The 25,623-nt window shown below is 43.8% G+C and carries 17 protein-coding genes; 11 read left to right on the top strand and 6 right to left on the bottom strand.

The features are described from left to right. Nucleotides 1-176: 176 nt before the first annotated feature. From GPUN_RS04720 to GPUN_RS04710, 3 genes are all read left to right on the top strand, one after another. Entirely contained in the window at nucleotides 177-1,373 is a 1,197-nt protein-coding gene (locus GPUN_RS04720; RefSeq protein WP_006003988.1) for an efflux RND transporter periplasmic adaptor subunit, read from the top strand. Continuing rightward, nucleotides 1,370-4,537: an efflux RND transporter permease subunit gene (locus tag GPUN_RS04715; protein WP_006003983.1), complete on the top strand. Its 3,168-nt coding sequence runs from the start codon at nucleotides 1,370-1,372 to the stop codon at nucleotides 4,535-4,537. Before GPUN_RS04720 ends, GPUN_RS04715 begins: the two co-directional genes overlap by 4 nt. Before the next feature lie 151 nt (nucleotides 4,538-4,688). Beyond that, on the top strand, nucleotides 4,689-6,872 hold the full coding sequence (locus tag GPUN_RS04710; protein ID WP_006003981.1) for an alpha/beta hydrolase family protein: 2,184 nt from the start codon (nucleotides 4,689-4,691) through the stop codon (nucleotides 6,870-6,872). Between the two features lie 68 nt (nucleotides 6,873-6,940). On the opposite strand, the gene arsC is transcribed toward GPUN_RS04710, so the two are convergent. Beyond that, nucleotides 6,941-7,297: an arsenate reductase (glutaredoxin) gene (arsC, locus tag GPUN_RS04705; RefSeq protein WP_006003980.1), complete on the bottom strand. Its 357-nt coding sequence runs from the start codon at nucleotides 7,295-7,297 to the stop codon at nucleotides 6,941-6,943. Nucleotides 7,298-7,533: 236 nt separating this feature from the next. After that, complete coding sequence (locus GPUN_RS04700) at nucleotides 7,534-8,535, bottom strand: GlxA family transcriptional regulator (protein WP_006003976.1); 1,002 nt, start codon at nucleotides 8,533-8,535, stop codon at nucleotides 7,534-7,536. Nucleotides 8,536-8,836: 301 nt separating this feature from the next. On the opposite strand from GPUN_RS04700, the gene GPUN_RS04695 reads away from it, so the two are divergent. From GPUN_RS04695 to GPUN_RS04680, 4 genes are read left to right on the top strand one after another with little or no spacing between them, the layout of a single operon-like run. Next, nucleotides 8,837-10,642 carry an acyl-CoA dehydrogenase family protein gene (locus GPUN_RS04695; RefSeq protein ID WP_006003974.1) on the top strand — a complete coding sequence of 602 codons (1,806 nt, stop codon included), beginning with the start codon at nucleotides 8,837-8,839 and terminating at the stop codon, nucleotides 10,640-10,642. Nucleotides 10,643-10,657: 15 nt separating this feature from the next. Continuing rightward, nucleotides 10,658-11,659: an NADP-dependent oxidoreductase gene (locus GPUN_RS04690; RefSeq protein WP_006003972.1), complete on the top strand. Its 1,002-nt coding sequence runs from the start codon at nucleotides 10,658-10,660 to the stop codon at nucleotides 11,657-11,659. 3 nt (nucleotides 11,660-11,662) lie between these two features. Then, nucleotides 11,663-12,439, top strand: a complete 777-nt coding sequence (locus GPUN_RS04685) for an SDR family NAD(P)-dependent oxidoreductase (protein ID WP_006003970.1) — start codon at nucleotides 11,663-11,665, stop codon at nucleotides 12,437-12,439. A 40-nt stretch (nucleotides 12,440-12,479) separates the two neighbouring features. Continuing rightward, entirely contained in the window at nucleotides 12,480-13,241 is a 762-nt protein-coding gene (locus GPUN_RS04680; RefSeq protein WP_006003968.1) for an SDR family oxidoreductase, read from the top strand. A 141-nt stretch (nucleotides 13,242-13,382) separates the two neighbouring features. On the opposite strand, the gene GPUN_RS04675 is transcribed toward GPUN_RS04680, so the two are convergent. Both GPUN_RS04675 and GPUN_RS04670 read right to left on the bottom strand, forming a co-directional pair. Beyond that, nucleotides 13,383-14,573, bottom strand: coding sequence for an amino acid aminotransferase (locus tag GPUN_RS04675; RefSeq protein ID WP_006003967.1), 1,191 nt, complete (start codon nucleotides 14,571-14,573; stop codon nucleotides 13,383-13,385). 116 nt (nucleotides 14,574-14,689) lie between these two features. Beyond that, entirely contained in the window at nucleotides 14,690-15,457 is a 768-nt protein-coding gene (locus GPUN_RS04670; protein ID WP_006003965.1) for an NRDE family protein, read from the bottom strand. 200 nt (nucleotides 15,458-15,657) lie between these two features. Between GPUN_RS04670 and GPUN_RS04665 the strand changes: the two genes are divergently transcribed. Beyond that, complete coding sequence (locus tag GPUN_RS04665; RefSeq protein WP_006003964.1) at nucleotides 15,658-16,899, top strand: cystathionine gamma-synthase family protein; 1,242 nt, start codon at nucleotides 15,658-15,660, stop codon at nucleotides 16,897-16,899. Between the two features lie 447 nt (nucleotides 16,900-17,346). Further along, nucleotides 17,347-18,240 carry a glycosyltransferase family A protein gene (locus GPUN_RS04660; protein ID WP_006003962.1) on the top strand — a complete coding sequence of 298 codons (894 nt, stop codon included), beginning with the start codon at nucleotides 17,347-17,349 and terminating at the stop codon, nucleotides 18,238-18,240. A 13-nt stretch (nucleotides 18,241-18,253) separates the two neighbouring features. Here the strand turns inward: GPUN_RS04660 and GPUN_RS04655 are convergent, their stop codons facing one another. Further along, nucleotides 18,254-19,510 (bottom strand): nucleotide sugar dehydrogenase, encoded by a 1,257-nt coding sequence (locus GPUN_RS04655; RefSeq protein ID WP_006003959.1) that lies wholly within the window; start codon nucleotides 19,508-19,510, stop codon nucleotides 18,254-18,256. Between the two features lie 202 nt (nucleotides 19,511-19,712). After that, nucleotides 19,713-20,819, bottom strand: a complete 1,107-nt coding sequence (locus GPUN_RS04650; RefSeq protein WP_006003957.1) for a glycosyltransferase — start codon at nucleotides 20,817-20,819, stop codon at nucleotides 19,713-19,715. A gap of 391 nt (nucleotides 20,820-21,210) precedes the next feature. Between GPUN_RS04650 and GPUN_RS04645 the strand changes: the two genes are divergently transcribed. Further along, the gene (locus GPUN_RS04645) at nucleotides 21,211-22,464 is read left to right on the top strand and encodes an efflux RND transporter periplasmic adaptor subunit (protein ID WP_006003953.1); all 1,254 of its coding nucleotides are present in this window, start codon (nucleotides 21,211-21,213) and stop codon (nucleotides 22,462-22,464) included. A gap of 3 nt (nucleotides 22,465-22,467) precedes the next feature. Then, nucleotides 22,468-25,590, top strand: a complete 3,123-nt coding sequence (locus tag GPUN_RS04640) for an efflux RND transporter permease subunit (protein WP_006003951.1) — start codon at nucleotides 22,468-22,470, stop codon at nucleotides 25,588-25,590. Nucleotides 25,591-25,623: the final 33 nt, after the last annotated feature.

Below are 25,623 nucleotides of genomic sequence, written 5' to 3'. Positions count from 1 at the left end.
CGCATTTAGCAAAGCTGTTTATACATGCTCATAAACGCAAGCTCATGATGAAAAGTCAGTTCTCAGTTTTTTCACTGATTGAATTCTGACAATAGTTTAATCTACTTTAGTAGCCGTATGAGAGTTTAAGCAGGTATACTAATATTAGTTTATTTACGGACGATTCTTCTTTATTTATGATCAACACATTTAAAAAAGTCGGTATTCCCATTGTTATTTTAGTGGCAGCACTTTGCGCGCTTGCCCTGATGATCCTCATGAAACCAGAACCAGAGAAAACCGAAGTGGTGACGCAATCATTTTTAGTAGATGCGCAGCCTATCTTCACTGAAAACATTGACTTCTTAGTTCATGCTCAAGGCTCAGTCACCCCAAAACATCGAACCATTTTGAGCACACAAGTCAGCGGTAGAGTTATATCAGTCTCTGATAGATTTGATGAAGGCGGCTTTTTTAGTAAAGGTGAAGTGTTAGTTGAACTAGAAAGTGACGATTATGAAACAGATTTGTTATTAGCTGAAGCCGACGTTGCCCGCGCTCAAGCCGCACTTAATGAAGAAATTGCACGTTCTGAAGTGGCTGCACGTGAATGGGAATCTATCAATACCAGCACACCTACAGCTCTAGGCTTACGCAAACCTCAACTAGCCCGCGAGCAGGCCAACGTTAAAGCATCCCTAGCCAAATTAGAACGCGCAAAACGCAATTTATCACGTACCCAAATTACTGCGCCATACGATGGTCTTGTTAAAGCTAAAATGATTGATGTTGGTCAGTTTGTTACTGTGGGTACACAAATTGGCGAGATTTTTTCTACTGACACGGCTCAGGTGCGCTTGCCGCTAACCGATAACGACGTGGCGTTTATTGGAGATTTGAAAATCCAGCAGCCGATGGTTTCACTAAGCGCCGATGTTGCCGGTAAACGTCATTTCTGGCAGGGCACCTTAGTGCGCGATGAAGCGGTATTAGATGAATCGCGACGCGTGATTTATGGCGTAGTTGAAATAACTGATCCCTACAACTTGAAAAGCCAAGAACATCCCAATACGCTTAAATTTGGCCGATTTGTTAGCGCGGCCATTAGCGGCCTAACCGCGAAAGATATTATAAAACTTCCGCGCTACGTGCTGCGCTTAGACGGCACGATATTGTCAGTTACTGACGAAAACACCCTGCAAATAAACTCAGTAGACGTTATGCGCGCCGACCAAGACTATGTTTATATTAGCGGCGGTTTGCCAATTGAGCACCTGGTGGTAATGAGTGCGGTATCTACCCCTTACACGGGAATGCCGGTAAGATTCACCACTGACGAACCGACAAAATCCATCATTAATGAAAGTGAACGAAGCGTGGAGGTCAGCTTATGAGTGACAGCGTTGATACTATTGACACAAACAAAGGCCTTATTGCGTGGTTTGCCCGTAACAGCGTAGCGGCAAACCTGCTCATGGTATTCATTATCATTGGCGGAATTTTCGGTGTCATTAATGTTCAAAAACAAATATTTCCGCAGTTTGTAATCAATGTCATCAGCATACAGGTTCCTTATTTAGGCGCTGCACCACAAGAGGTAGAAGAGGGAGTAATACTACGTATTGAAGAAGCCATAAAAGAGCTGGAGGGGATCAAAAAAATCACCTCAGTTGCCCGCGAGGGACTCGCCACGGTGAGCGTTGAAGCACTAGACGGATACGACGTTCAAATCTTACTAGATGAAATAAAAGTGCAGGTGGACGCTATCTCTACCTTTCCTGCCAATACAGAGAAACCAGTCGTATTTCGCATAAAAGCCCAGCAAGACGTGCTGTGGGTTTCGGTTTACGGGGATGTGACTGAACGTGAACTTAAAGAAGCCACCACCAATATGCGAGAGGAGATGGCTAATTTACCCGGTGTTTCAGACGTAAGTGTGTTTGGTGCGCGCGATTTTGAAGTATCGGTTGAAATTTCTGAGGTGCAGCTGCAAGCCTACAATTTAACCTTTGAAGATGTAGTTAATGCGATTCGTCGCACGTCTGTTGATATTCCAGGCGGCTCAATTCGCTCTGAAAACGGCAACATTTTGCTAAGAGCTAAAGGACAGGCTTACACCGCTTGGGACTTTGCTCAAATTCCGCTTATTAATCGCAGTGACGGTACGCGTTTGTTAGTGGGCGACATTGCATCTATCAACGACGGTTTTGTGGAAGACAACAACTTTGCCCTGTTTGACGGTAAAACCGCCATGAGCATTCGCGTGCGTGCGGTTGGCGATCAAAACGCCCTGCAAATTTCGGAAAACATTAATAAATATTTAGACGAAAAGCGCGCAGAGTTTCCAAACAATATTACCGCAGACAGTTGGGGGGACAGTTCGTTTTATTTGGCTGATCGCTTAAGTATGATGATAAAAAACATGCTTATGGGTGCTTTTTTAGTCTTTTGTGTGTTAACTATTTTCTTGCGACTTAAACTTGCGTTTTGGGTAATGGTTGGACTGCCGGTGTGCTTTTTGGGAGCGCTTATGTTTATGCCCATGCAAGGAATAGGCGTCTCTATAAATCTACTCAGTTTATTCGGCTTTATACTCGTGCTAGGAATAGTGGTAGACGACGCGATTATAATGGGAGAATCGGCCTACACTGAAATAGACAGGAAAGGTCACAGTATAGACAATGTAATACGCGGCGTAAAACGAGTGGCAATGCCGGCTACCTTTGGCGTACTTACCACGATAGCTGCTTTTTCACCCATGCTGATGGTCAGCGGCACCTTTGGCGTTATCTGGAAAACCATTGGCATGGTGGTAATTTTGTGCTTGATTTTCTCACTGGTAGAATCAAAGCTGATCTTGCCTGCGCATTTGGCGCATATGAAAATTCGTCCCTATAACCCTCGTACAGCCAACTTTTTACAGCGCCTGCGAGTGCGTATAAATAAGCGCTTAAATAGCTTTATTAAAAATAGCTACGGGCCATTTTTGCTCAAGTGTGTGCGTAATAGATACACCACGCTGGCGTCTTTTATTGGCATTTTTATTTTGACCATTGGTCTGTTTGCAGGTGGATTTGTGCGTTTTGTGTTTTTTCCAATCATACCGTCTGACTTCATCATTGCGTCGGTAGAAATGGAACCCGGTTCATCTATTAATCAGCGTGACACCGCAATACAAGCGCTTTTATTCTCAGCTGAGCAAATGAATCAACAGATTATAGAGGATACCGGTTCGCCTGTTATTAAACATTCTTTAGCGTTTGATAATGGACCGCTGTCGGGTCAAATATTCATTGAATTGACCAAAGGCGAAACAAGAGATTTAAGCGATACCAAGATAAAAGACGTTTGGCGCGAGTTCTTACAAGAAATACCCGGCGTACGTTCTTTAGACATTAGTAGTCCTGGAGGCCCCGGCGGCGGCTCTGATCTAGACTTTGAGTTTAGCTCCAATAACATAGACCAGTTAAAAGCCATCAGCGAGGAGTTGACGCAATATTTAGAAGCCTACACGGGCGTGACCGAGGTTAACGACTCTTTCAGCGGTGGCAGCGATGAAATCCAGCTTGAAGTAAAGCCGCAGGCTGAAGCTATAGGGATTAGTTTGTCGCAGCTTGCTCAGCAAGTAAGATACGGTTTTTTTGGTGCCGAAGCGCAGCGTATTCAGCGCGACGATGAGGAAGTGCGCGTAATGGTACGCTACCCCCAAGAAGAGCGTAATTCGGTCGGAAATCTTGAAAATATGCTAGTGCGCGCGCCTAACGGCGACAACATTCCTTTTAGCCAAGTTGCCAATGTGACGCTAGCGCAAGGCTATTCTAGCATTGTGCGCGTGGACGGTTCGCGCTCCATCACTGTTTCTGGCAAGGTAAACAAAGATGTAGTTGATCCAGGCGAAGTAGCGCGTGATGTGATGAGCAACTTTATTCCGGCGTTGCTTGAGCGTTATCCGGATGTTAGCTCTAAACTACAAGGCACCTCGCGCGAACAGAGTGAAGCGATGGCGTCGCTTGCGCAAGGTTTCCTATTTGCTTTGTTGGCTATTTACGCGCTCATGGCTATTCCACTTAAATCTTATTCCCAGCCTCTAATTATTATGTCGGTCATTCCTTTTGGCCTTATTGGGGCAATAGTCGGGCACATGATCTTGTTTAAGGCGGTAAGCGTGCTGTCAATTTGCGGTATTATTGCGCTTTCAGGGGTGGTGGTGAACGATTCTCTTATTATGGTCGATTTTGTGAATCGTGCACGCAAAGAAGGTCGCTCGCTAATGGAATCTGTGTTAACCGCGGGAACGGAACGATTTAGAGCCATTGTGTTAACCTCATTAACCACGTTTATGGGCCTAATGCCAATCGTGTTCGAACGCAGTTTACAGGCACAAATTGTTATTCCGATGGCCATATCTTTGGCATTTGGTATTTTGTTCGCCACGGTAATCACGCTACTATTGGTGCCCTCACTTTACTTGGTACTAGACGATATCAAGGGTATATTTAGAGATGAAGAGCAAGATGCGCCCGCTAAGCTCGTACAGCAAGATGAGGGTGCTCAATAATAGCAGGCATTAACAGCGCTTAATTTGAGCGATTTTAATTTTAAAAAACCATCGACTAGGTACTTATATTGTTATTGGGAAATAGCATGAGGTCTCCTAGTTTCTTCGAAAGTCTAACAGGCAATGACAGCCGGTAAAAAAAGGAAAAGGAATGATGCACAGGTCAGTTAATTTTAATTATCTAAAGACACAGCCTAAGTCAGCAATTTTACGAATGAACACGCTTGCGTTTATTATAGTTTTTCTGGGTGTGCAGGCATCAAGCGCAGTGGCTCAAAATGGCACTGTTGGCAAAGAATTTGCACAGAGCTTTGCACAAAGTGGTGTTTCTGGCGCTGCTATTATCGCTCAAGAAAACAAAGCCCTTACAGGCTTAGCGCATCCTCACTTTCAGCCTGAAGATATTTTCGAACTTGAAGTGGCCAGCGACCCTCAAGTGTCACCTAATGGCAAAAAAATTGCCTATGTGCGTCGGTCAAACGATATTATGGATGACACCACACGTGCAAGCATTTGGATAGTGGACGTCTCGGGAGAGAACCACCGACCTGTGATATCGTCTCAAAAAAATCACTATTCACCGCGCTGGTCTCCCGATGGCAAAAGACTTGCCTATGTATCTACCGCTGAAGGAGCGCCACAGTTATATGTGCGCTGGATGGACACAGGTCAAACAGCTTTAGTGACTAACGTAGCATCTTCGTTGTCGTCTATTGCATGGTCGCGAGATGGCAAAACAATTGCTTTTAGCATGAGTGTAGCTTCGGATGAAAAACCGTTCAGCGTAAAAATGCCAGCAAAACCCAAAGGAGCAAATTGGGCTGATTCTTTTCAATATATTACCAAAGCGCGCTATCAAGCAGACGGTCGCGGCTTGCTTGATCCTGCTTATACTCAAATCTTTATAGTGCCCAGTGATGGCGGCTCCGCTAGGCAGTTATCTATAGGAAACTTCCATCATAGCGGCACATTGAGCTGGGGCGCTGACAGTGAGCATCTTTATTTTTCTGCAAACCGCTCTGAAAATTGGGAGTATGAGCCAAACGAATCAGACATATATTCAATAGATATGAGCGGCGCGCTGCAGCAAATAAGCAATGCTCCTGGTCTTGAAAACAATCCGGTTGTATCCCCTAATGGTAAGTTTATAGCTTATTCAAAGCGCGATGATAAAAACCTTGCCTATCGCAATCGCTATTTACATGTAATGGATATTAACGGTGAAAACGACAAAAATTTATCAGCAAGCGTTGACAACGCCGTGTCTAATTTTCATTGGAAAGGCAACGCCGGTATTTACTATCAACAAATGGTCAGAGGCGTCACGCAAATTGACTATGTGACCTTAGCCAGTGCCAAGCACAGCAATATTACTAATGGATTAGGCGGTGTATCGCTTGGTCGTCCCTATACAAGTGGTACTTTTGACTACGCTGACGCTACGTTTGCTTTCACCAAAGGACGTCATGATAGACCAGCCGATATATTTGTGCAGCAAGGCAGTAAACAGGCGCAGCTTACGCAATTAAACGAAGACTTGTTTGGTCACAAAACCTTAGGCGCCATTGAAGAGTTTACCTATAATTCGTCTATAGATGGGGAAGAAATACACGGCTGGTATATTTTACCGCCAGACTATGATGCCAGCAAAAAGTATCCGTTAATTATTGAAATCCACGGCGGACCGCATTTAGCCTATGGACCGCATTTTACGGCAGAATTACAGCGTATGGCGGCAGAAGGTTATATTGTTTTTTACAATAATCACCGCGGCAGCTCTGGCTATGGAGAGCGCTTTGCTCTTTTATTGCAAAACAAATATTCGTCCAAATACGACTTTGCCGACCATATGTCAGGAATAGACGCTTTAATAGAAAAAGGTTTGGTGAATGAAGAGCGGCTTTACATAACTGGCGGCTCTGCAGGTGGCATTGCCACCGCCTATGCCATTGGGCTAACAGATCGTTTTAAAGCGGCTGTAGTGGCTAAACCCGTCATTAACTGGTTGTCCAAAGTGCTGACCGCAGACAGCGGTTTGTCGCAAATTCCGAACCAGTTTCCAGGCATGCCATGGGAAGAGTTTGAGCATTATTGGGAGCGCTCGCCGCTCTCACTCGTGGGTAATGTGACCACACCCACCATGCTCATTACTGGGGTAGACGACAAACGCACGCCGATGTCAGAAACCGTGCAGTATTATCAGGCTTTAAAACTGCTAAAAGTAGACACCGTGCTTGTAAAAGTGCCAGGGGCATCACACGCCATCGCTAATCGCCCATCTCATTTAGTTGGTAAGATAGAGAATATTTTGGCGTGGTTTGAAAAGTACGAATAGAGATAAGCTGTCTGCAAGGTGTGGCTCATAGAACGAAGTGAAACTTTGGAACACACCTTGGGAGACAATTAATTGAGCAGTAAAGCGACCACATGATCCAAGTTTCTGCCAATTGCGGCGCGATTCTTATAAACAACAATAGGCCGCTCTAGTAGTCTTGGATACTTTGCAATAGCGGCTAAAACATCATCATCTTTAGAGGTTTCAGATAAACCGGCTTTCGAGAATTCATCCTCTTGGTCTCTTATCATTTGGTGCGTTGACAGGATATCTAACTTCTTATATATATCTTCTAATTCAAGTTTAGATCGCGGATTTTTAATATACTCAATGACCTTTACCTCTTCTACCTGTTCGCGCACAAATGCTAATATTTGTCGGCTTTTCGAGCATTTCGGGTTGTGATAGAAAACTGCTGTAGACATTATATGATCCTATTTTATAAAGTTTAACTGCGAGTGGAACATACATACGCTGCGCTTGCTACTATTATAGTTACTGTTTTGATGAACCCTTTCACATTTTCAAACGAAGTTAACGTTTTAAGAGCTCAATATATTGACGCACCAAACCCCAATAATGGGTCAGGTTCATTTAGCTTGTTGAAACAGTTTTACCTATTTGTAATAATGTAGATATTACCTTTCCTTCATCTTAAGAATCAACTAGCCGAAGCTTTATACACTTTATCCTTGTACTCCTTGGGCGTTAGCGACGTCAATCTTTTAAACAGACGCGTGAATGAGCTGTTGTCGTCATAGCCAACCGCGCTAGATAAAGACTTAATGTTAGTTTCCCCAATTTCCAGCAATCGCTTTGCTTGTTCAATACGAACAGCTTGAATGTAGGCCAATGGCCGCATGCTTACACTCGCTTGAAAGCGTCGGTTTAGGGTACGTGGAATAAGATTAAAGTCAGAGCACAAGCCAGATACGCTAATGGGATCGCAGAAATTGTCTTCTATATAATCTTGCACTTGGCGCACAAGCGCGTCTGAGTGGCTTTTATACAAATTCACATTGGCATATAAACTCTGATTCCGCCTACGTGAATCAATGACTTGCGTTTTCGCTACTTGACCAGCAATGTCACGTCCGCAATAGCGCTCAATTAACAGCAAGCCCAAATCATAAAATGCGCTGCCGCCTGCTGCGCAAAATATATTGTCGTGTTGGGTAACAAGTTTTGAAGGCGTTAATAGCACCAGCGGAAAGTCTTGTTTAAATTTTTCTGCGTATCCCCAATGGGTAGTGGCTTCTTTGTTGTTGAGCAGTCCCGCCTTGGCTAGTAAAAATGCGCCACTGCAATTACTTGCAATATCTACCCCTTGTTTTGACAATCTAATAATATGCGGTAATAAAGCTTGGGTATTGGACAGTACTTTTTCTATAGAGTCGCCAATGGTCGGAATTAACAATAAGTCGCAGTGTTTTACGTTGGCTAAATCGCAGTGAGCAGAAATGCTAAGCCTATTGCTGCAGGTGAAATTTTGTTTATATAGACTGGCTATTTGAACATTGAATCGAGGCTCTACGGGCTCGTTTACAAAGCGCTGCCAGCTTACGCCCGTAAACGAAAATAAATCGAGAGCACCGGCAAGTGCGCTGCCTAATACACCGTCAAAACCTACGATAACGACCTGCAAAGGTTTAAAGTAGGGCATACAACTTCTCCAATTTATGTGGTGGTCATTTAAGTATTAGCAGGCATTTTATGTACTTATCATTCCCGCGAATAGATGTCACTTATAGCCTCTATTATGTCATATATGACAATATATACGAGTGCTGAAGTAGACTAATATAGTGTTAATTAAATGTTACGAATATTAATCCTGCTTATGTAGACCAAAGCATTCCAGCATTACAGGCGTAAAGCTACTTTACTAAAGCATCAACTGCGTGGTTGATGTTCTGCATTACGTTTAATGACAACATGATAAATCACAATAGAAGAGATACATTATGGCGACTGACACACTAATACACGATTTTGAACTTCCTTTTCAACTTTATGATGTGCTTAACACCGAATCTTTGTGCGAGCATACACGTTTTTCAGAGCACAGCAGAGAAACCTTCGATGCGGTTATAGACACCGCAAACAAAATGGCCACCAATTTATTCCTACCGCACAATCATATCGCTGATAAAAATGAGCCTAAGTTTGACGGTAAAAAAGTCAGCATGATTGACGATGTAAAAATCGCCTTTGACGCATTTAGAGAGTCTGGTTTTATCGCAGGGCGATACAGTTTTGAAGACGGCGGCATGCAGTTGCCTGAAACAGTGATGACAGCAGTATCTGGCTACTTCATGGCGGCTAACCCGTCTACAACTGCCTACCCATTTTTAACCGCAGCGGCCATAAACGTCATTTCACACTTCGCCAACGACAGCATAAAAGACGCGTTTATGCCCAGAATGCTAACCGGCGACTTTACAGGTACTATGGCATTAACCGAACCTCATGCAGGCTCATCATTAGCCGATATTCATACCACAGCAACGCTTCAGCGAGACGGCAGCTACCGAGTAAAAGGCAGCAAAATCTATATATCGGGTGGGGATCACGAGTTATCTGACAATATCGTGCACCTCGTGCTAGCTAAGATCCCCGGCGGCCCTGGCGGAGTTAAAGGGATTTCCTTACTTGCCGTGCCTAAATACCGACTCAATGATGACAATTCAGTGGGCGATCGTAACGACGTGCAGTTAGCGGGATTGCTACACAAACTTGGCTACCGAGGTACAAGCTCTGCCGCGCTAACATTTGGTGAAAATAACGACTGCCATGGTTATTTAATAGGCGAACCTCATTTTGGCTTGCGCTACATGTTTATGATGATGAATGAAGCCCGCATAGGCGTAGGCTTTGGTGCCGCGATGATTGGCTACCGCGGATTCCAGTATTCACTTGATTTCGCTAAGGACAGAACTCAAGGCAGAGTGGCGCCCAATAATAAACCCGAAGATGCCGCAGCGCCGATTATTTTGCACGGCGACGTAAAACGCATGCTGCTGGCACAAAAGGCCTATAGCGAAGGCGGAATGTCGCTGTGCTTATACGGTTCTAACTTAATTGATCGCATTAATACCTGTATTGATGCTACCGAAAAACAAGATTTAACTGAACTCCTAGATTTGTTAACCCCTGTGCTGAAGGCATGGCCTTCAGAATATGGGCCAAAAGCCAACGATTTAGGCATACAGGTGCTAGGCGGCTCAGGCTATACCCGAGAATATTATTCAGAGCAGTTTTGGCGCGACAACCGTTTAAACCCCATACATGAGGGCACTAACGGCATTCAGGCCTTAGACTTGATTTTTAGAAAACTATGGCAAAATAAAAGTCATGGCCTTAGAGTACTTAAGTCAGAGGTGGAAAAAGACTTGCACGCCATTACTACCCCCGAAACAGCGCTAATGGCTAAAAAACTCAACCCTTATCTAGGTCAACTGCACGAAACGGTGGTGCATTTGAGCGAAGTAATGCAAACCGAAAAAGCCACTACCTTAAGTGCTAACGCCCAAGCGATGATGAATATTTTCGCCACCGTCGTAGTAAGTTGGATATGGATAAGGCAGGCCAGTGCGGCTGAAAAACTACTTGAACAAAGCAGTGATACCCAAAAGCAGGATTTTTATAAAGGTAAAGTGCAGGCCGCTAAGTACTTTATTTCGTGGGAACTGCCCACCATTTTACGCGACATCCAGTTATTAAAAGACAACGACGACGTATGCACAAATGTGCAACCCTCATGGTTTTAAAAGGAGTAAATGACAATGATTAGTAAACAATGGCGTTTAAAAGCCCGCCCATTTGGCGAAACTACCGCAGACACATGGGACTACACCGAAAACGAAGTGCCAAGTATCGAAAAAGGCAAAATGCTGATAAAAATTGAGTATGTGTCACTCGATCCCGCTATGCGCGGATGGTTAAACGACTCAAAATCATACATTGAACCGGTGCAAATTGGTGATGTAATGCGTGCAGGTACCGTGGGCATAGTAGTAGAAAGCCAGCATGATAAATATAAAAAGGGTGATTATGTATGCGGTCATAACGGCGTGCAAACTTACGCCATTAGCGATGGCACTGGGCTATATAAAATAGATCCATCATTAGCGCCATTGTCTTATTATTTAGGCGTATTAGGTATGCCCGGTATGACCGGTTATTTTGGCCTATTAAAAACCGGTGAACCAAAAGCAGGCGAGACCGTTGTGGTATCAGGTGCGGCGGGCGCGGTAGGCGGATTGGTTGGCCAAATAGCAAAAATTAAAGGCTGCCGCGTGGTGGGTATTGCTGGCGGTAAAGAAAAATGTCAATTTCTGGTAGACGAGTTAGGTTTTGATGCTGCCATTGATTATAAAAATGAAAATGTCAAAAAGGCGCTTAGGCAGACATGCCCTAAAGGCGTAGATGTCTACTTTGATAATGTAGGCGGCGATATTTTAGACGATGTGCTAACGCATATTAATAAGCATGCCCGCATCATAATTTGTGGCGCTATTAGCCAATATAACAATACTACACCGGTTAAAGGTCCGTCTAATTATCTGTCGCTGCTAGTTAATCGCGCCCGCATGGAAGGCATAGTCGTATTTGATAACGTCAAAGAATACCCTACCGCCATGAAAGACATTGCCAGCTGGATTAAAAGTGGCGACATGAAAGTGAAAGACCATATTGTAGAAGGTATAGAAACCTTTCCAGATACATTAATGATGCTGTTCAAAGGTGAAAACTTTGGCAAGCTTGTTATGAAAGTAGGGGAGTAAACTATGCAAATTCCTACGAATGTCGCTAACGTTGAAAACAGGCGCATAATCATTACTGGCGGCGCGTCAGGCATTGGCGCGGCAAGTGCAAAGGTATTGGCAAGCAGAGGCGCTAAAGTCATCATTGCGGATAGGTCTGTCGTGGCTGGCGAGAAGGTCGCTGCACAAGCAAAGCGAGACGGCCATCATATTGAATTTCACGAAGTGGATGTTACCAGCGCAGATTCAGTGCGCGCCCTATTCGGATTTGCGATGACGTCTTTTGGCGGCCTTGATGTGGTCATTAACAATGCTGGCATAGACCATGACCCAGCGCCTATGCATGAATTGAGCGACGACGCTTTTGACAGCAACATAGCGGTAAACCTTAAAGGTGTTTGGCACTGCATGCGCGCGGCCATTACCTGTATGGCGGGTAAAGGGCCAGGCCATATTATTAATGTTGCGTCTATTGCTGGCCTGCGTTCTTCACCCGGTATTTCAGCCTACAGCGCTTCAAAGCACGGCGTAATGGGCCTAACTAAAACCGCGGCTATTGAATATGCAAAAATTGGCCTGCGTTTTAATGCAGTATGCCCAAGCTTTATCGACACGCCTATGGTGCAAAACACCCTTGCTAAACTTGATGAGCGTTCACAAAAGCTAATAGTGAAGGCAAGCCCCTTAAAGCGTTTAGGCAAGGTAGAAGAAGTCGCCAACGCGATTGCGTGGCTTTCATCTGATGAGAGCACCTTTATGAATGGTCATGCATTTACTTTAGACGGCGGCATGCAGGCATAATAATTTGCAGGTGCGTTTAAGCACCGCTAGGAGAGGAAGTATGAAAGATTTATTCGACTTAACAGGAAAAATTGCATTAGTAACGGGCGCTAGTCGCGGCATCGGCGAGTCAATTGCTCGGCTGTTAGCCTCTAAAGGGGCTCACGTAATTGTGTCGAGCCGCAAAACTGAAGCCTGCCAAGCGGTTGCCGACAGTATTATCGTTGATGGCGGCAAAGCTAGCGCTGTGGCTTGTCACGTGGGTGAAATGGCGCAAATAGATGCCGCCTTTGCGCATATTAAAGAGAAGTTTGGGCGCTTAGATATATTGGTTAATAATGCTGCCGCTAACCCGTATTTTGGCCATATACTGGATACCGACTTAGCCGCCTATAGTAAAACGGTAGACGTTAACATTCGCGGCTATTTCTTTATGTCGGTTGCTGCTGGTAACATGATGAAAGAACAAGGTGGTGGTGTCATTTTAAACACCGCATCGGTAAACGGTATTCGCCCCGGCGAAATGCAGGGAATTTACTCTATTACAAAAGCGGCGGTTATTAGTATGACGCAGTCTTTTGCCAAAGAATGCGGTCGCTTAAACATAAGAGTAAATGCGCTACTACCGGGCTTGACTGACACAAAGTTTGCGTCGGCCTTAACCACCAACGATGACATTTTAAAAACTGCGCTAAAGGTCATTCCGCTTGGTCGCGTTGCCCACCCTGACGAAATGGCAGGCACAGTATTGTATTTAGTCTCTGATGCGTCTAGCTATACAACAGGCGCCAGCGTTATTGTAGATGGCGGAATGTTAGCCTAAAATTATGTAATACATCTATAAATGTATGCATATAAAAACGTGTGTGAACATAATGTAGAGCTTATAAAAAACCAGCTTAGCTAGGAATAGTTAACGCTGGTTTTTTATTTTTTTGGTACAGACTTAAAACACTTGCTGCGTCTAAAGCGTCTGTGCAATCGCCTTTGCCAGAGTTCCAACATTATTATGGTTTATACCGGCAATGTTCACGCGGCTCGAATCAACAAAATAGATGCTGTGCTCATCACGCAACTGCTGCACTTGCTGAGGTGGTATGCACAAAAACGAAAACATGCCTTTTTGAGCGTTAATAAAACTAAAGTCTTTATCTACATTTTGCTGCTGCAAATTTGTTACCAACATCTGTCTCAATGTTGCCATTCTAACGCGCATTGCATTCACTTCATTCGTCCAAGTGGTATACAGCGCTTTATCATTTAAAATTATATCAACCAGCGCGCCGCCGTAGGAGGGTGGCATTGAATAAATGCCGCGCGCGACAGATTGAATCTGAGACTGAGCGATATCTCTGGTCTTTTCATCTTTACAAATAATAGCGGCAAGACCAACGCGTTCGCGGTATAAACCAAAGTTTTTTGAGCACGACGCGGCGACAATTACTTCATCCACACTGTCTATCAACAATCTGAGACCATAAGTGTCTTCTTCAATGCCGTCGCCAAACCCTTGGTAAGCAGTGTCGACAAAGGGCAGGAAACCGACTTTTGCCGCTAACGCCGCCACATCTTGCCACTGCTCTTTACTAAGATCAGCGCCCGTTGGGTTATGACAGCACCCGTGCAGTAAAACGACATCGTTTGGTCCCACTTTTGATAAGCAGTCCATCATTTCATCAAACTTTATACTGGCGTTGTCTTTATCGAAGTAAGGGTAGGTTTTTAATGTGAGTCCGGCATCGCCAAGCAAAGGCATATGGTTTGCCCAAGTTGGATCACTCACCCACACGGTGGTGTTTTCATCTATACGGATAAGCAATTCCGCTAAAATGCGTAAAGCACCACAGCCGCCTGGTGCCTGCACCGCCGCCACTCTATTATGGTTTAAAACAAATGAATTTTCACCTAATAATAAGCGTAGCATGCCGTCTATAAAACCCTGATTCCCTTGCGGAGTGATATACACTTTTGACGTTTCACTGGCTAAGAGTAAATGCTGTGCACTAGCAACACACTCTAAAATAGGCGTATTGCCTTGCTCATCTTTGTAAACACCAACGCCTAAATCTATTTTATGCGGGTTAGGATCTTTTTTAAATGCTGCAGAAAGGCCAAGAATAGAATCGGGTGGCAATGCGGTAAGAGTTTCAAACACGAAGAAAAGTCCTTAAAGTGAGAGTTAATAAAAATGTGACCCTTATTATGCCGATATTTATTCAAATTTCGAGTAAAAAATTAAGCTGCGGCAAATTAGGCATTTATTATCTTTGTCTATGACTCAATACCAAATTTGTGCACGCTGGTATTCGTGCATTCGCCGCTTGCTGAAAAGGTTCTTTCTTCCCAATAAACTTGCTGTTGATTGTCAATGAGCAGCACGGTGCTTGAGCGTGTGCCATATTGGGGGGTGCAAATAAAAATGGATGACAGCATCTTTTCTATTTCAACCGACACCCCCGTGTTTGGTAGCTCTTCATCTTTGGCCACAGCACGGTTACTGAGCAGTTCAAACAAATGTTCAAAGCTAAGATCTTTTGCGTGCTGACAATATTGTGCGAGGGCACTTTTTCCCATACCGAGTTTAGGCCAAGGACTGTCTAAACTGGCGTTTGACAAGCCGTACACACCTTCTTTAAGCGAATACGCGCTGTTGTCTAAGCTATTGTAAACGTGTAAGTTGGTAAGATTCCCAAAGAGCAAATTGTACCCATTGTAATTGGCATGCGTTTGTTTAAGCGTATCCAGATAACTTTCTTGTTTGTTTGAAGACAGAAATTTTGTGACCAATTCTCCTCGACTCACTGCGTTATTTTTTTCAGGCACAGGCACTCTAATATTGGTAAGCGCAGCCACATCACCACGGGTATTAATCCCCATCCACGTACCGCCGGCAAGTAAGTCTTTGCCTGCTAGCATATTACTTTGCGTCGGCCAAAAATGCGCTGTTTGTGTAGGGCGTTGGGTGAACTCATCGCGGTTCGCGGCAATAATGAGTGGGTATAATGGATGTTGTTTTATGGCAATAAATAATATACACATATAAATGGTTTCAGTTACCTATGCATTTTGCGTTAACGTTTAACAATTGAATTTGTCGCTAGACAACATTGGCTTTAACCATAGTGATTTGTTGTGCCAACATCAAATAAAAAACCATTTGTATGGTAATATTATAAAAAAATTTTCCACAGCCAAGATAATTTTCTTCACAAAATGGCTAAGAGTACAGGACTCAATACGTGAAAAAGAACCAACTAGCCACAACATTAGTGCATGCCGATCGTAAATTAAACTCACCCCAGTTTGGCGGGGTACATGAAGCAAGCAACAACTCAGTGCTATTCGATTTTGAAGATGTTGCTGATTTAGAAGCCGTTTTTCAGGGTAAAAAAGCAGGACACGTATATTCGAGAAGCTCGTCAAGCTCGGCAGCGTCGCTGCAAAACATATTGAGTGAACTCGACGGCGGCATTGCCGCTACGGTATTTGCCACAGGCATGGCAGCGATAAGCGCTACTTTTTATTCACTGCTGCGCGCTGGCGATCATATTATTGTGAGCCAATACTTGTTTGGCAATACCCGCAGTTTTTTTGACCAGCTGACGCATTTTTCTATAGATGTCAGCTATGTAGATGTCAGCGATGCGAGCAATGTTGCCAATGCGATTAAAGACAATACCAAAATAGTATTTTGCGAAACAATCGCCAACCCTAACACGCAAGTAGCCGACCTTTATAAAATAGGCGATTATTGCGTGCAGCATAAACTTCTTTTTGTGTTAGATAACACTATGACGCCTAGCGTTATGTTCAATGCACATTCGGTAAAAGCGAATTTACTAACAACGTCTTTAACGAAATATGTAGCGGGCCATGGTAACGTATTGGGCGGTGCACTTATAGACTTGGGGAATTTTGACTGGCGAACATATGCCAACATCGATGAATTTTATAAAGGTGCAGATTCATCCATGTGGGGTAGTATTCAAATACGTAAAAAGGGGCTCAGGGACATGGGCGCTACGCTAGCGCCTCATTCGGCTCATTTAGTTTCAGTTGGGCTTGAAACACTGTCTATGCGCATGCAAAAAACCAGTGAGAACGCCTTGACCATCGCTGAATTCCTATCAAAAAATGTCTATATTAGAAAGGTTAATTATCCTGGCTTACTCAGTCATCCTCAGCATGCCCTAGCGAGCCAAGTATTCGCTGGAAAAGCAGGCTATGGCGGCATACTCAGCTTTGAACTTAACCCTGATGTAGATATGCGCGGTTTTTTAAACAAATTAAACTTAATTTTAAGGGCCACTCATTTGGGCGATACCCGCACACTAGCGCTACCGGTTGCCAGCACTATTTTTTATGAAAACGGGCCTGAAAAAAGAGCTGAGATGGGGATTTCTGATACCTTAATTCGACTGTCTGTTGGCATTGAAGATGTTGGTGATCTGATTGACGATATTGCCAATGCCTTACACTAGGCTTTGCAGCTTGTAATGGAGTAGACAGATTTACACATTGGTACCTAACACGGATAAACAAAGCGCGATTAGCACGAGTACGATACAGACTTTAATAAAAATGTAGCGCGTTATTACAGCGTTTATATTGATATTCTTTATAAAAAACCGCTAGGCGCAATTATACACATGCATGATCCTGCATTTTATCAATTTTCAACGCCCGTTGTTATTGGCCTTTATTTGGACGACATTTATGCAGGAATTGAAAGAGGCTAAACGTTAGGGTAAAGGTATCGTATAAACTTTTACGCTGCTACGATGATATGCAGATGGTTATAAATTATTTGGCCATTGCATATTGTTTTGCCTAAGAAAGTAATAAATACGAAATAAACAATGCGAGTTTAGTTTTGCTAAGATTGTTGTTATTATAATAATTCACAGTGGATTACTTTACGAAGTTCAATGAAAATAACGAAAACTTATCCTGTTTCAAAATACAATCGTTTTGCTATTCAGGTTTTCCGCTTTATTACAAAACCTTTATTGCCTAGAGCATGGTTTAGACAGGCCCTGCCGCCCTTAAACAAGCGCCACGCAAAAACAGGGCATTTAACGCTAGAAATTGTGAGTCACTGCTGGAACTACGGCAATATGCTCACGTATCAGCTAAGTTCTATCGTAAATAATTCTCCTACTAAGCTGTCACTTACCATGACCGTTTTTTATGCTATTGAAGATGCTAAAACCAAAGCGACAGTTGACTACTTTGAACAGATTAAAGTGGCTAATGTTACTTGGAACTTTCAGGCACTGAGCAAAGGTAAATTGTTTCGCCGTGGTATTGGCCGTAATATGGTAGCTCAATCTACCAAAGCTGACTGGCTGTGGTTTACTGACTGTGACATTATTTTTCATAAAAATTGCCTTGATTCACTCGCGCAAGCACTCCGAGGTAGGCAAGAGACTTTGTATTATCCTCGCCAAGAGCGCACTACCGAAATGCTGAGTGATTCTGACCCTATGTTAAACCCAGAAAGTGAGCCTCAAGTCGTCGATATTGAAACTGAAAATTTTTCGCTGTACGCGCGCGACAAGGCGAAAGGGGCTTTTCAGATCGTGCACGGCGATGTCGCTAGAGCTATTGGCTATTGCGATAAACTACCTATGTTTCAAACCGAGTCAGACAGGTGGCGTAAAACCTTTGAAGACACGGCGTTTAAATGGCTGGTAAACTCAGAAGGCCTGCCTTTAGAAATCGATGGTGTATTTCAAATTCGCCATGTGAAAAAAGGTCGCTACCAAGAAGGCACGACCGTGTCAAAGGCACGCAGCAAAATTCGCCGCATGCAAGAGTAAACGTCGTCTTCTTTTAGCTACTTGAAATATGCTTAAAGTCGTATATAAAATCTTTAGAAAACTGGAGGGATTGCCCCTTTAAGTCTTCTAAAATGCAATCGTGGCCGACCGCTAGAAAACCAACATCAAAGATCTGATTAGGGCTTAGTTCGGTCAATACCTCTACATTATATTCGCCTAAGACTTCCTTAGTGTCGACCCACGGGTCATATATTTCAATATCTAAGCCCATGTTTTTTAGCACGACATAAAGCTCAAACACTTTCGTATTACGAATATCAGGGCAGTTTTCTTTGAACGAGAAGCCCATTAATAGAATTTTACACTCTGACGGATTTATTTTACGTAAAATTAGCTCGCGCAAGAAGTCGTTAGCGAAGTAATTGGGCATGCCGTTGTTTATTTCTCTTGCGGTTCTCATGAGGTCAGGAATAAAGCCGGCGTTTTCCGATTTGTGTAATAAATAGTACGGGTCAACACTGATACAATGACCGCCTACCATGCCGGGCATTAACTTCATAAAGTTCCATTTAGTAGCTGCTGCTTCTATGACATCTTTGGTGTTAATACCTAATTTATTAAACACTTGGTGCAATTCGTTTATCAGCGCTATGTTTACATCGCGCTGCACGTTCTCTATCACCTTTGACGCTTCTGCCACCTTTATAGAAGGCGCCTTGTGGGTGCCTGCAGTAATAATAGTCTGATAAAAGTCGTCTACCATGTCGGCTACTTCTGGCGTTGAGCCTGATGTGACTTTCATTATAGTAGTAAGACGTCTTACTTTATCGCCTGGGTTAATACGTTCGGGAGAGTAGCCTGCAAAGAAATCTTGGTTAAATACCAAACCACTAACACGTTCTAAAATGGGTACGCACACATCTTCAGTCACGCCGGGATAAACAGTTGACTCATAAATAACAACATTATTAGCACTTAGGAAAGGCGCGAGCATTTCACTTGCTTTTATAAGGGGAGACAGGTCTGGCTGCTTGTTAATGTCGATAGGGGTTGGCACGGTAATAATGTATATATCACAGGCTTTTAAATCATCTACATTGGCACTAATGCTTAGCTTCTTAGACCGTAATATATCTTCTTTCTCAAGCTCTTCGGTAGCATCAACACCGTCGGAAAGTTCCTTTACACGTTTTTTATTAGTATCAAAACCGATGGTGGTAAAATGCTTTCCAAACTCAACCGCCAAGGGCAAACCGACATAGCCTAGGCCTATTACCGCTACCTTAGTACTGTTTTTATCTAATTTCATTATTAATATCCGTATGTAATTTGCACAATTGAATCGTAGGTAATTTTTTTTCTTCTCGGGGGTTTTTAGCCTAGGTCTATGCTTATAAATTTACTGCTAATAATTCGGGAAACTGCGGGAAACTGCATACTTATTATCACCTCGCGAGTGTTACGCAAAGTAAACAACTCTGTTGACCTATACAAGCGAGCACATTATCACCTTAGCATAGCTGGCGATATATCTTTTCTAATGTCTGACACTGCGTTTTTATATTGAATAAGGTGCGCGCGCGGCCAACCCCGGCCTCACAAAAACGTTCTCTTAAAGTGTCTGACGTTAAAAGCACAAGCAAGTTTTCGGCCAGTGGCTCAACATCGCGTTCTGGCGATAAAAGTCCTGTCTCGCCATGTTCAACGCCTTCCCCTACGCCGCCTGTGTTAAACGCAACGACAGGGGTTCCCACCGCTTGAGACTCCATGCATACGGTTGCCATTCCCTCTTCATTGCCCCGCCTCATTCTCACGCTGGGTAGGCAGGTTAGCCAAGCCTTAGACATCAACGCTTTTACTTGGGCTCTGTTTTGTGCACCCACAAAGCTGATATCTTTATTGCCATTTGCCATGCCTTGCAGTGTGTCTTTGTAGTTACCGTTACCGGCGATGATGAGCTTAGCTTCGGGCAGCTTTTTTTGAACAGTAGCAAAGGCTTCAATTAAATACTGACAGCCTTTTTGTTCTATCAATCTACCCACAAATAAAATAGTGGGTACGGCATTTCTTTCACCGCTGGGTGAAAAGTAGTCAGTGTCGATGCCTGTATAATGCTGGATAATCTTATCGGGAGGACAGCCCCCCGCTAATAACTTTTGTTCGATAAAAGAAGACACTGCGATTATTTTTGAAGATTGTTCATATGCAATCTTTCGATGTTTTTTATTATAGGAAAACTTGTCTTTTTGCGTAATATCCGAGCCATGAAAGGTCGTCAGTAATGGCAAATTTAAACTTTTTGCTATTGGTGCGCAATAGTAACCGCCTTTACCAAAGTGGGCATGAATAAGTGACGCTGACAAATTGCCAAGTGCGTTTTTCCACCCCGGCCTTACGTGGCCAAAGCCATCAAGCAGGAGCTTAGAAACAAGCGGCATGTTTTCATGCTCTTCTTGTACGCAGGTAGCGCGACCTTCAATTAAACTAATACCCGCTTGGCTGTTTCTTAATCCAATATAGACAGGCTCAAAACTGGGTAAATTATTGCCTTGAGCAGCCACAAAAGTATTTGATAAAGGCAAAACACGTTTGGTAAATATAAGGACTTTATTGGCCATGGATAAATACGTCTTGATAAGTGTAGGCTCATCTTACTGATTATTAGCGAGCTAAGCATTATTTTTATCAATCACGGTATTATTGAAGCGTATTCATTGCAGCTTATCAAGTTTGTATATTTTACAGAGTTATCCATAAACCTTTCCCATTTATTCACTAATAGCATTCGTGTAACAGTGCCCATTTTTCGCCTAAGGCCATTCATATATGCTTCGCGAGGATTTGCTGCATTTGGCATAGGCTTTGCACAACTTTACCTACTATAGACATAATTTAGAGCTTGTCAGCGGGTCTGCTAGGTTGTTTGTCGCATAAACGTTGCTACTAACACAGCCATTATGAAAAACAGGCAACCCTCACACTAAACCATCGCGACAAAGAAAGGTGAAGATGAGATATTCAATCGTAATAATGTGCTTAAGCTTGTTGTTTGTAATTAGCTGCACAGACAATACCCAACAAACTAAATTAGCGTCTTCAGATCAACAAAGCCAAAGCGAACAAGAGCGGCCACCTAAAGAGGTTAACGTTGTCACAATTAAGGCCCACCAAATATCGATGACCAGCGAACTGATGGGACGAGTTACCGCGTTTAAAAAGGCTGAAATTCGCCCTCAAGTCGGCGGTATTATTCAATCACGTACATACGAGCAAGGGAGTCGGGTTGAACGCGGAAAACAGCTTTACCAGATAGACCCAGCGCTGTATGAAGCCGATTATCAAAGTGCTAAGGCAGGCTTGCAAAATGCAGAGGCAGAATTAAAAATTTCTGAAGCATTGCAAACCCGTTACGAAAGTTTAATTGAAACCAACGCAATAAGCGAGCAAGAGTATGAAAACGCCAAAGCCGATGTAGCCCAAGCGCAGGCTAAAGTTGCGCTGGCGCAAGCTTCGCTTCAGATCGCCAAAATAAATCTTAATTATACCAAGGTGTATGCGCCTATTTCTGGCTATATTGGGCCATCTACCGTAACCATAGGCGCGCTGGTTACCGCGCAACAAACTGCGGCACTCGCCACCATTAGGCAGCTTGATCCTATTTATGTTGACTTATCACAATCTGCCTCCGACGCACTATATTTGCACGAACGCTTAATGACCATTCGGGCAACCAAGCCAGACGCGCAGTTTGACGTCAGTATTATATTAAACGACACAGGCACAAGCTACCCATATAAAGGCATTATGTACGCTGCTGATGTCGCGGTAGATGAAAACACCGGCACTATACGATTACGCTCGGTGTTTCCTAATCCTAATGCGGCCTTGTTGCCGGGCATGTTTGTGCGCGCAACAATTGATGATGCAGGCAGCCAAAAAGCCATAGTAGTGCCGCAAAAGGCGGTCAGCTTCCAAAACGACGGTTCAAAATGGGTATGGATAGTTAATCAAGATAACAGTGTGCAAAAGCGCGAAGTGTTCACCAGTACAACGCATGAAAATAACTGGGTTATACAAAGCGGATTGTCAAACGGTGACGTGGTTGTGGTAGAGGGTACTATGACGCTAAAGCCTGGGGCAAAAGTAACGCCGGTAAGCCTCAAGGAGAAGCGATCTAACATATCAAATGATAATGTATCAAAGGCAAATTCTAGCCAAAAAGATGATAGTCAAGCATTAACAAAAAATAAAGAAGGGGCTTAAGTAATGATTTCAAGTTTCTTTATTTCTCGCCCTATTTTTGCATGGGTTATTGCGCTTGTTATGATGGGTTTAGGCGTGCTTGCAATAACGTCGTTACCGGTTGAACAATATCCTAATATTGCTTCCCCTAAAATATCAATTACCGCCACGTACCCTGGTGCATCGGCAAAAACACTCGAAAATACAGTGACGCAAGTTATCGAACAAAACTTAACTGGCATTGATAATTTACGCTATATTCAATCCAACAGCTCCTCGTCTGGACGCGCTAATATTGTGCTCACCTTTGAGCCAGGCACCGACGCAAATATCGCGCAAGTGCAAACACAGAACAAGGTGTCCCAAGCCGAATCGTCCTTGCCGCAGGTGGTCCAGCGTCAGGGAGTTGCGGTGTCAAAAGCCGGGTCAAGCTACGCCCTAATTGTGAGCTTTTCCGCCACAGATAATTCATTGGGACGAAATGAAATATCAGATTTTTTGGCATCTAATTTGGAAGAACCGCTTAGCCGCGTTGACGGAGTAGGGCAAATAAGAACATTTGGTCCAGAGCATGCTATGCGCATTTGGCTAAACCCTCAGTCGATGTACGATTTCAACGTGACTACGCAAGACGTTATTAACGCAGTAAGGGATCAAAACGTGCAGCTTGCCACGGGCCAAATAGGCGGCACGCCGAGCGTTGAAGGGCAGCAATTAAACGCTACTATAACCGCTCAATCTTTATTTGAAACGGTGGCAGAATTCGAAGGTATTTTACTGAAGGTGAACCAAGATGGTTCTCACTCGACCTTAGGTGATGTTGCCCGCATTGAGATTGGATCAGAAAGCTACAGTGTCATTGGCCGCTATAATCGACAGCCAGCCGCGGGGATCGCCATTGAACTTGCGCCAAATGCCAATGCGCTTGAAACCATTGCGGCGCTCAAACAAAGAATCAAAGATTTTGATGATATTATCCCCGATCAATTGCAAGTTGCTTATCCGGTCGATGTGTCGCCTTTTGTTAAAGCCTCTATTCTTGACGTGGTGAAAACCCTCTTTATTGCGATGTTGCTGGTCATAGCAGTAATATACATATTCTTACAAACTTCTAGAGCAACCTTAATTCCTGCGGTAGCCATTCCGGTAGTAATGCTTGGCACTTTTGCATTTTTATTTGTTTTTGGTTATTCCATTAATGTGTTAACGCTATTTGCACTGGTTTTGGCCATTGGTATGCTGGTAGATGACGCTATTGTGGTGACCGAGAACATTGAGAATAAATTGGAAGCGGATGACGATTTATCCCCAAAAGAGGCTTCTGTAAAAGCCATGAAAGAGATTTCAGGCGCGCTTATAGGCACAACTGTGGTGGTATGGGCTGTGTTTATTCCCATTATGTTTTTTGAAGGTTCAACGGGCGTAATTTATCGCCAGTTCGCGGTGACTATTTCAGTGGCAATGGGGATCTCTCTTTTCCTTGCGTTGAGTTTGTCGCCCGCGCTGTGCGCCACTGTGCTCAAACAAGGGAAAACAGAGAAGGATTCAGGTTTCTTTGGTCTGTTTAACCGCGCTTTTAAAAAATTAAAAGCAGCACATGCGAGCCTATTAGAAAAGCTGTTGGCAAATCGCTTTATTTTGCCAGTCATATTCTTTGCGATGATAGCGGTCGCTGCAGTGCTGTTTATACGTATCCCAACGTCATTTTTGCCTGATGAAGACCAAGGCAGTATGTTTACACTGGTGAGCGGACCAGTAAGCTCTACTTTGCAGCAAACGGTTGAAAAAAATAAGCTGGTTGAGGACTTTTACCTTGATCAAACCAACGGCGCCGTTGAAGGAATATTTACCGCCGCTGGCTTCAGCTTTGCCGGCAGCAGTCAAAACGTAGGTATCGCGTTTATTAAAATGGCAGACTGGGAGCAGCGCGGCGAAAGTCAAAGTGTGTTTAAAATTAGCAGGCAAGCGGGTGCTGAATTAGCTTCGGTGAAAGACGCTACGATTATTCCTATTGTGCCGCCTGCGGTGTCTGGTTTGGGTAACTCAAGTGGTTTTGAAATGCAGTTGGTTGACTTAGGCGGCTTAGGACAAGCGGCATTAAACGATGCTATGCAGCAGTTTTTGAGTCAAGCAAATCAAAGCAGCTTATTAACGGCGGTGCGCTTTAATGGTTTAGCGCCTAGTCCACAATACAATATCGATATTGATTCAAGCAAGGCGCGTGCAATGGGAGTACCTATTGCTACTATTAACCAAACTTTGAGCACTGCGTTAGGCGGCGCATATATTAACGACTTTTTGGAAGAAGGACGCATAAAGCGGGTATACACGCAGGCCGACGCTCAATACCGAATGCTGCCAAGTGATATAGACAGATGGTACGTACGCAGCGCGTCTGGCGATATGGTCTCTCTGTCACAGTTTGGTTCGGGTGATTGGACATTTGGTGCCCCACAACTAACCCGCTTCGATGGCAATTCATCGCTTGAAATTCAGGGCCAAGCTATTCAAGGCGTGAGCTCTGGTGAAGCGCTTAATGAAGTCGCTGCATTGGCGAAAAACTTACCCGACGGTATTGGTTTGCAGTGGACAGGACTGTCATATGAAGAAAAACAGTCGGGTGGACAAGCTTGGAAAGTATATTTAATTAGTGTTATTGCAGTATTTTTAGTACTCGCAGCGCTGTATGAAAGCTGGACCGTGCCTTTAGCGATTATGTTAACAGTACCGCTAGGCATATTCGGCGCTGTATTAGCCACATGGTGGGCAGGTCAAGCCAACGATGTATACTTTCAGGTAGGTTTGTTAATGACCATAGCGCTAGCGGCCAAAAATGCAATTTTGATCATTGAATTTGCAAAAATAAGGTTTGAAGAGGGTATGGATGCATATGAAGCATCTGTGTTGGCCGCAAAACAAAGGCTTCGTCCTATTTTGATGACCTCGCTGACCTTTATTTTAGGCGTTCTGCCGCTGGCGTTTGCGGCGGGTCCTGGTTCAGGCGCGCAAAATGCGATATCTATTGGTGTACTGGGCGGTATAACGGCAACGACGCTGTTTGTATTATTTTTTGCCCCGTTTTTCTTTATGTGGGCGATGCTTATTTTCACACCCAAAAAGAAGCAAGATGAAGTGCAACAAGACTAGATTACACAATATCAAGCTATAATAAAAAAAGCC

This window comes from Glaciecola punicea ACAM 611 (assembly GCF_000252165.1).
GTDB classification, from domain to species: Bacteria; Pseudomonadota; Gammaproteobacteria; order Enterobacterales; family Alteromonadaceae; genus Glaciecola; species Glaciecola punicea.
This window is presented reverse-complemented; position numbering and strand designations above follow the sequence as displayed.

What these genes read in the sequence shown, in the direction of transcription:
- GPUN_RS04720 (WP_006003988.1), top strand. Translation starts at nt 177, where the DNA reads ATGATCAACACATTTAAAAAAGTCGGTATTCCCATTGTTATTTTAGTG.
- GPUN_RS04715 (WP_006003983.1), top strand. Translation starts at nt 1,370, where the DNA reads ATGAGTGACAGCGTTGATACTATTGACACAAACAAAGGCCTTATTGCG.
- GPUN_RS04710 (WP_006003981.1), top strand. Translation starts at nt 4,689, where the DNA reads ATGATGCACAGGTCAGTTAATTTTAATTATCTAAAGACACAGCCTAAG.
- arsC (WP_006003980.1), bottom strand. Translation starts at nt 7,297, where the DNA reads ATGTCTACAGCAGTTTTCTATCACAACCCGAAATGCTCGAAAAGCCGA.
- GPUN_RS04700 (WP_006003976.1), bottom strand. Translation starts at nt 8,535, where the DNA reads ATGCCCTACTTTAAACCTTTGCAGGTCGTTATCGTAGGTTTTGACGGT.
- GPUN_RS04695 (WP_006003974.1), top strand. Translation starts at nt 8,837, where the DNA reads ATGGCGACTGACACACTAATACACGATTTTGAACTTCCTTTTCAACTT.
- GPUN_RS04690 (WP_006003972.1), top strand. Translation starts at nt 10,658, where the DNA reads ATGATTAGTAAACAATGGCGTTTAAAAGCCCGCCCATTTGGCGAAACT.
- GPUN_RS04685 (WP_006003970.1), top strand. Translation starts at nt 11,663, where the DNA reads ATGCAAATTCCTACGAATGTCGCTAACGTTGAAAACAGGCGCATAATC.
- GPUN_RS04680 (WP_006003968.1), top strand. Translation starts at nt 12,480, where the DNA reads ATGAAAGATTTATTCGACTTAACAGGAAAAATTGCATTAGTAACGGGC.
- GPUN_RS04670 (WP_006003965.1), bottom strand. Translation starts at nt 15,457, where the DNA reads ATGTGTATATTATTTATTGCCATAAAACAACATCCATTATACCCACTC.
- GPUN_RS04660 (WP_006003962.1), top strand. Translation starts at nt 17,347, where the DNA reads ATGAAAATAACGAAAACTTATCCTGTTTCAAAATACAATCGTTTTGCT.
- GPUN_RS04655 (WP_006003959.1), bottom strand. Translation starts at nt 19,510, where the DNA reads ATGAAATTAGATAAAAACAGTACTAAGGTAGCGGTAATAGGCCTAGGC.
- GPUN_RS04650 (WP_006003957.1), bottom strand. Translation starts at nt 20,819, where the DNA reads ATGGCCAATAAAGTCCTTATATTTACCAAACGTGTTTTGCCTTTATCA.
- GPUN_RS04645 (WP_006003953.1), top strand. Translation starts at nt 21,211, where the DNA reads ATGAGATATTCAATCGTAATAATGTGCTTAAGCTTGTTGTTTGTAATT.
- GPUN_RS04640 (WP_006003951.1), top strand. Translation starts at nt 22,468, where the DNA reads ATGATTTCAAGTTTCTTTATTTCTCGCCCTATTTTTGCATGGGTTATT.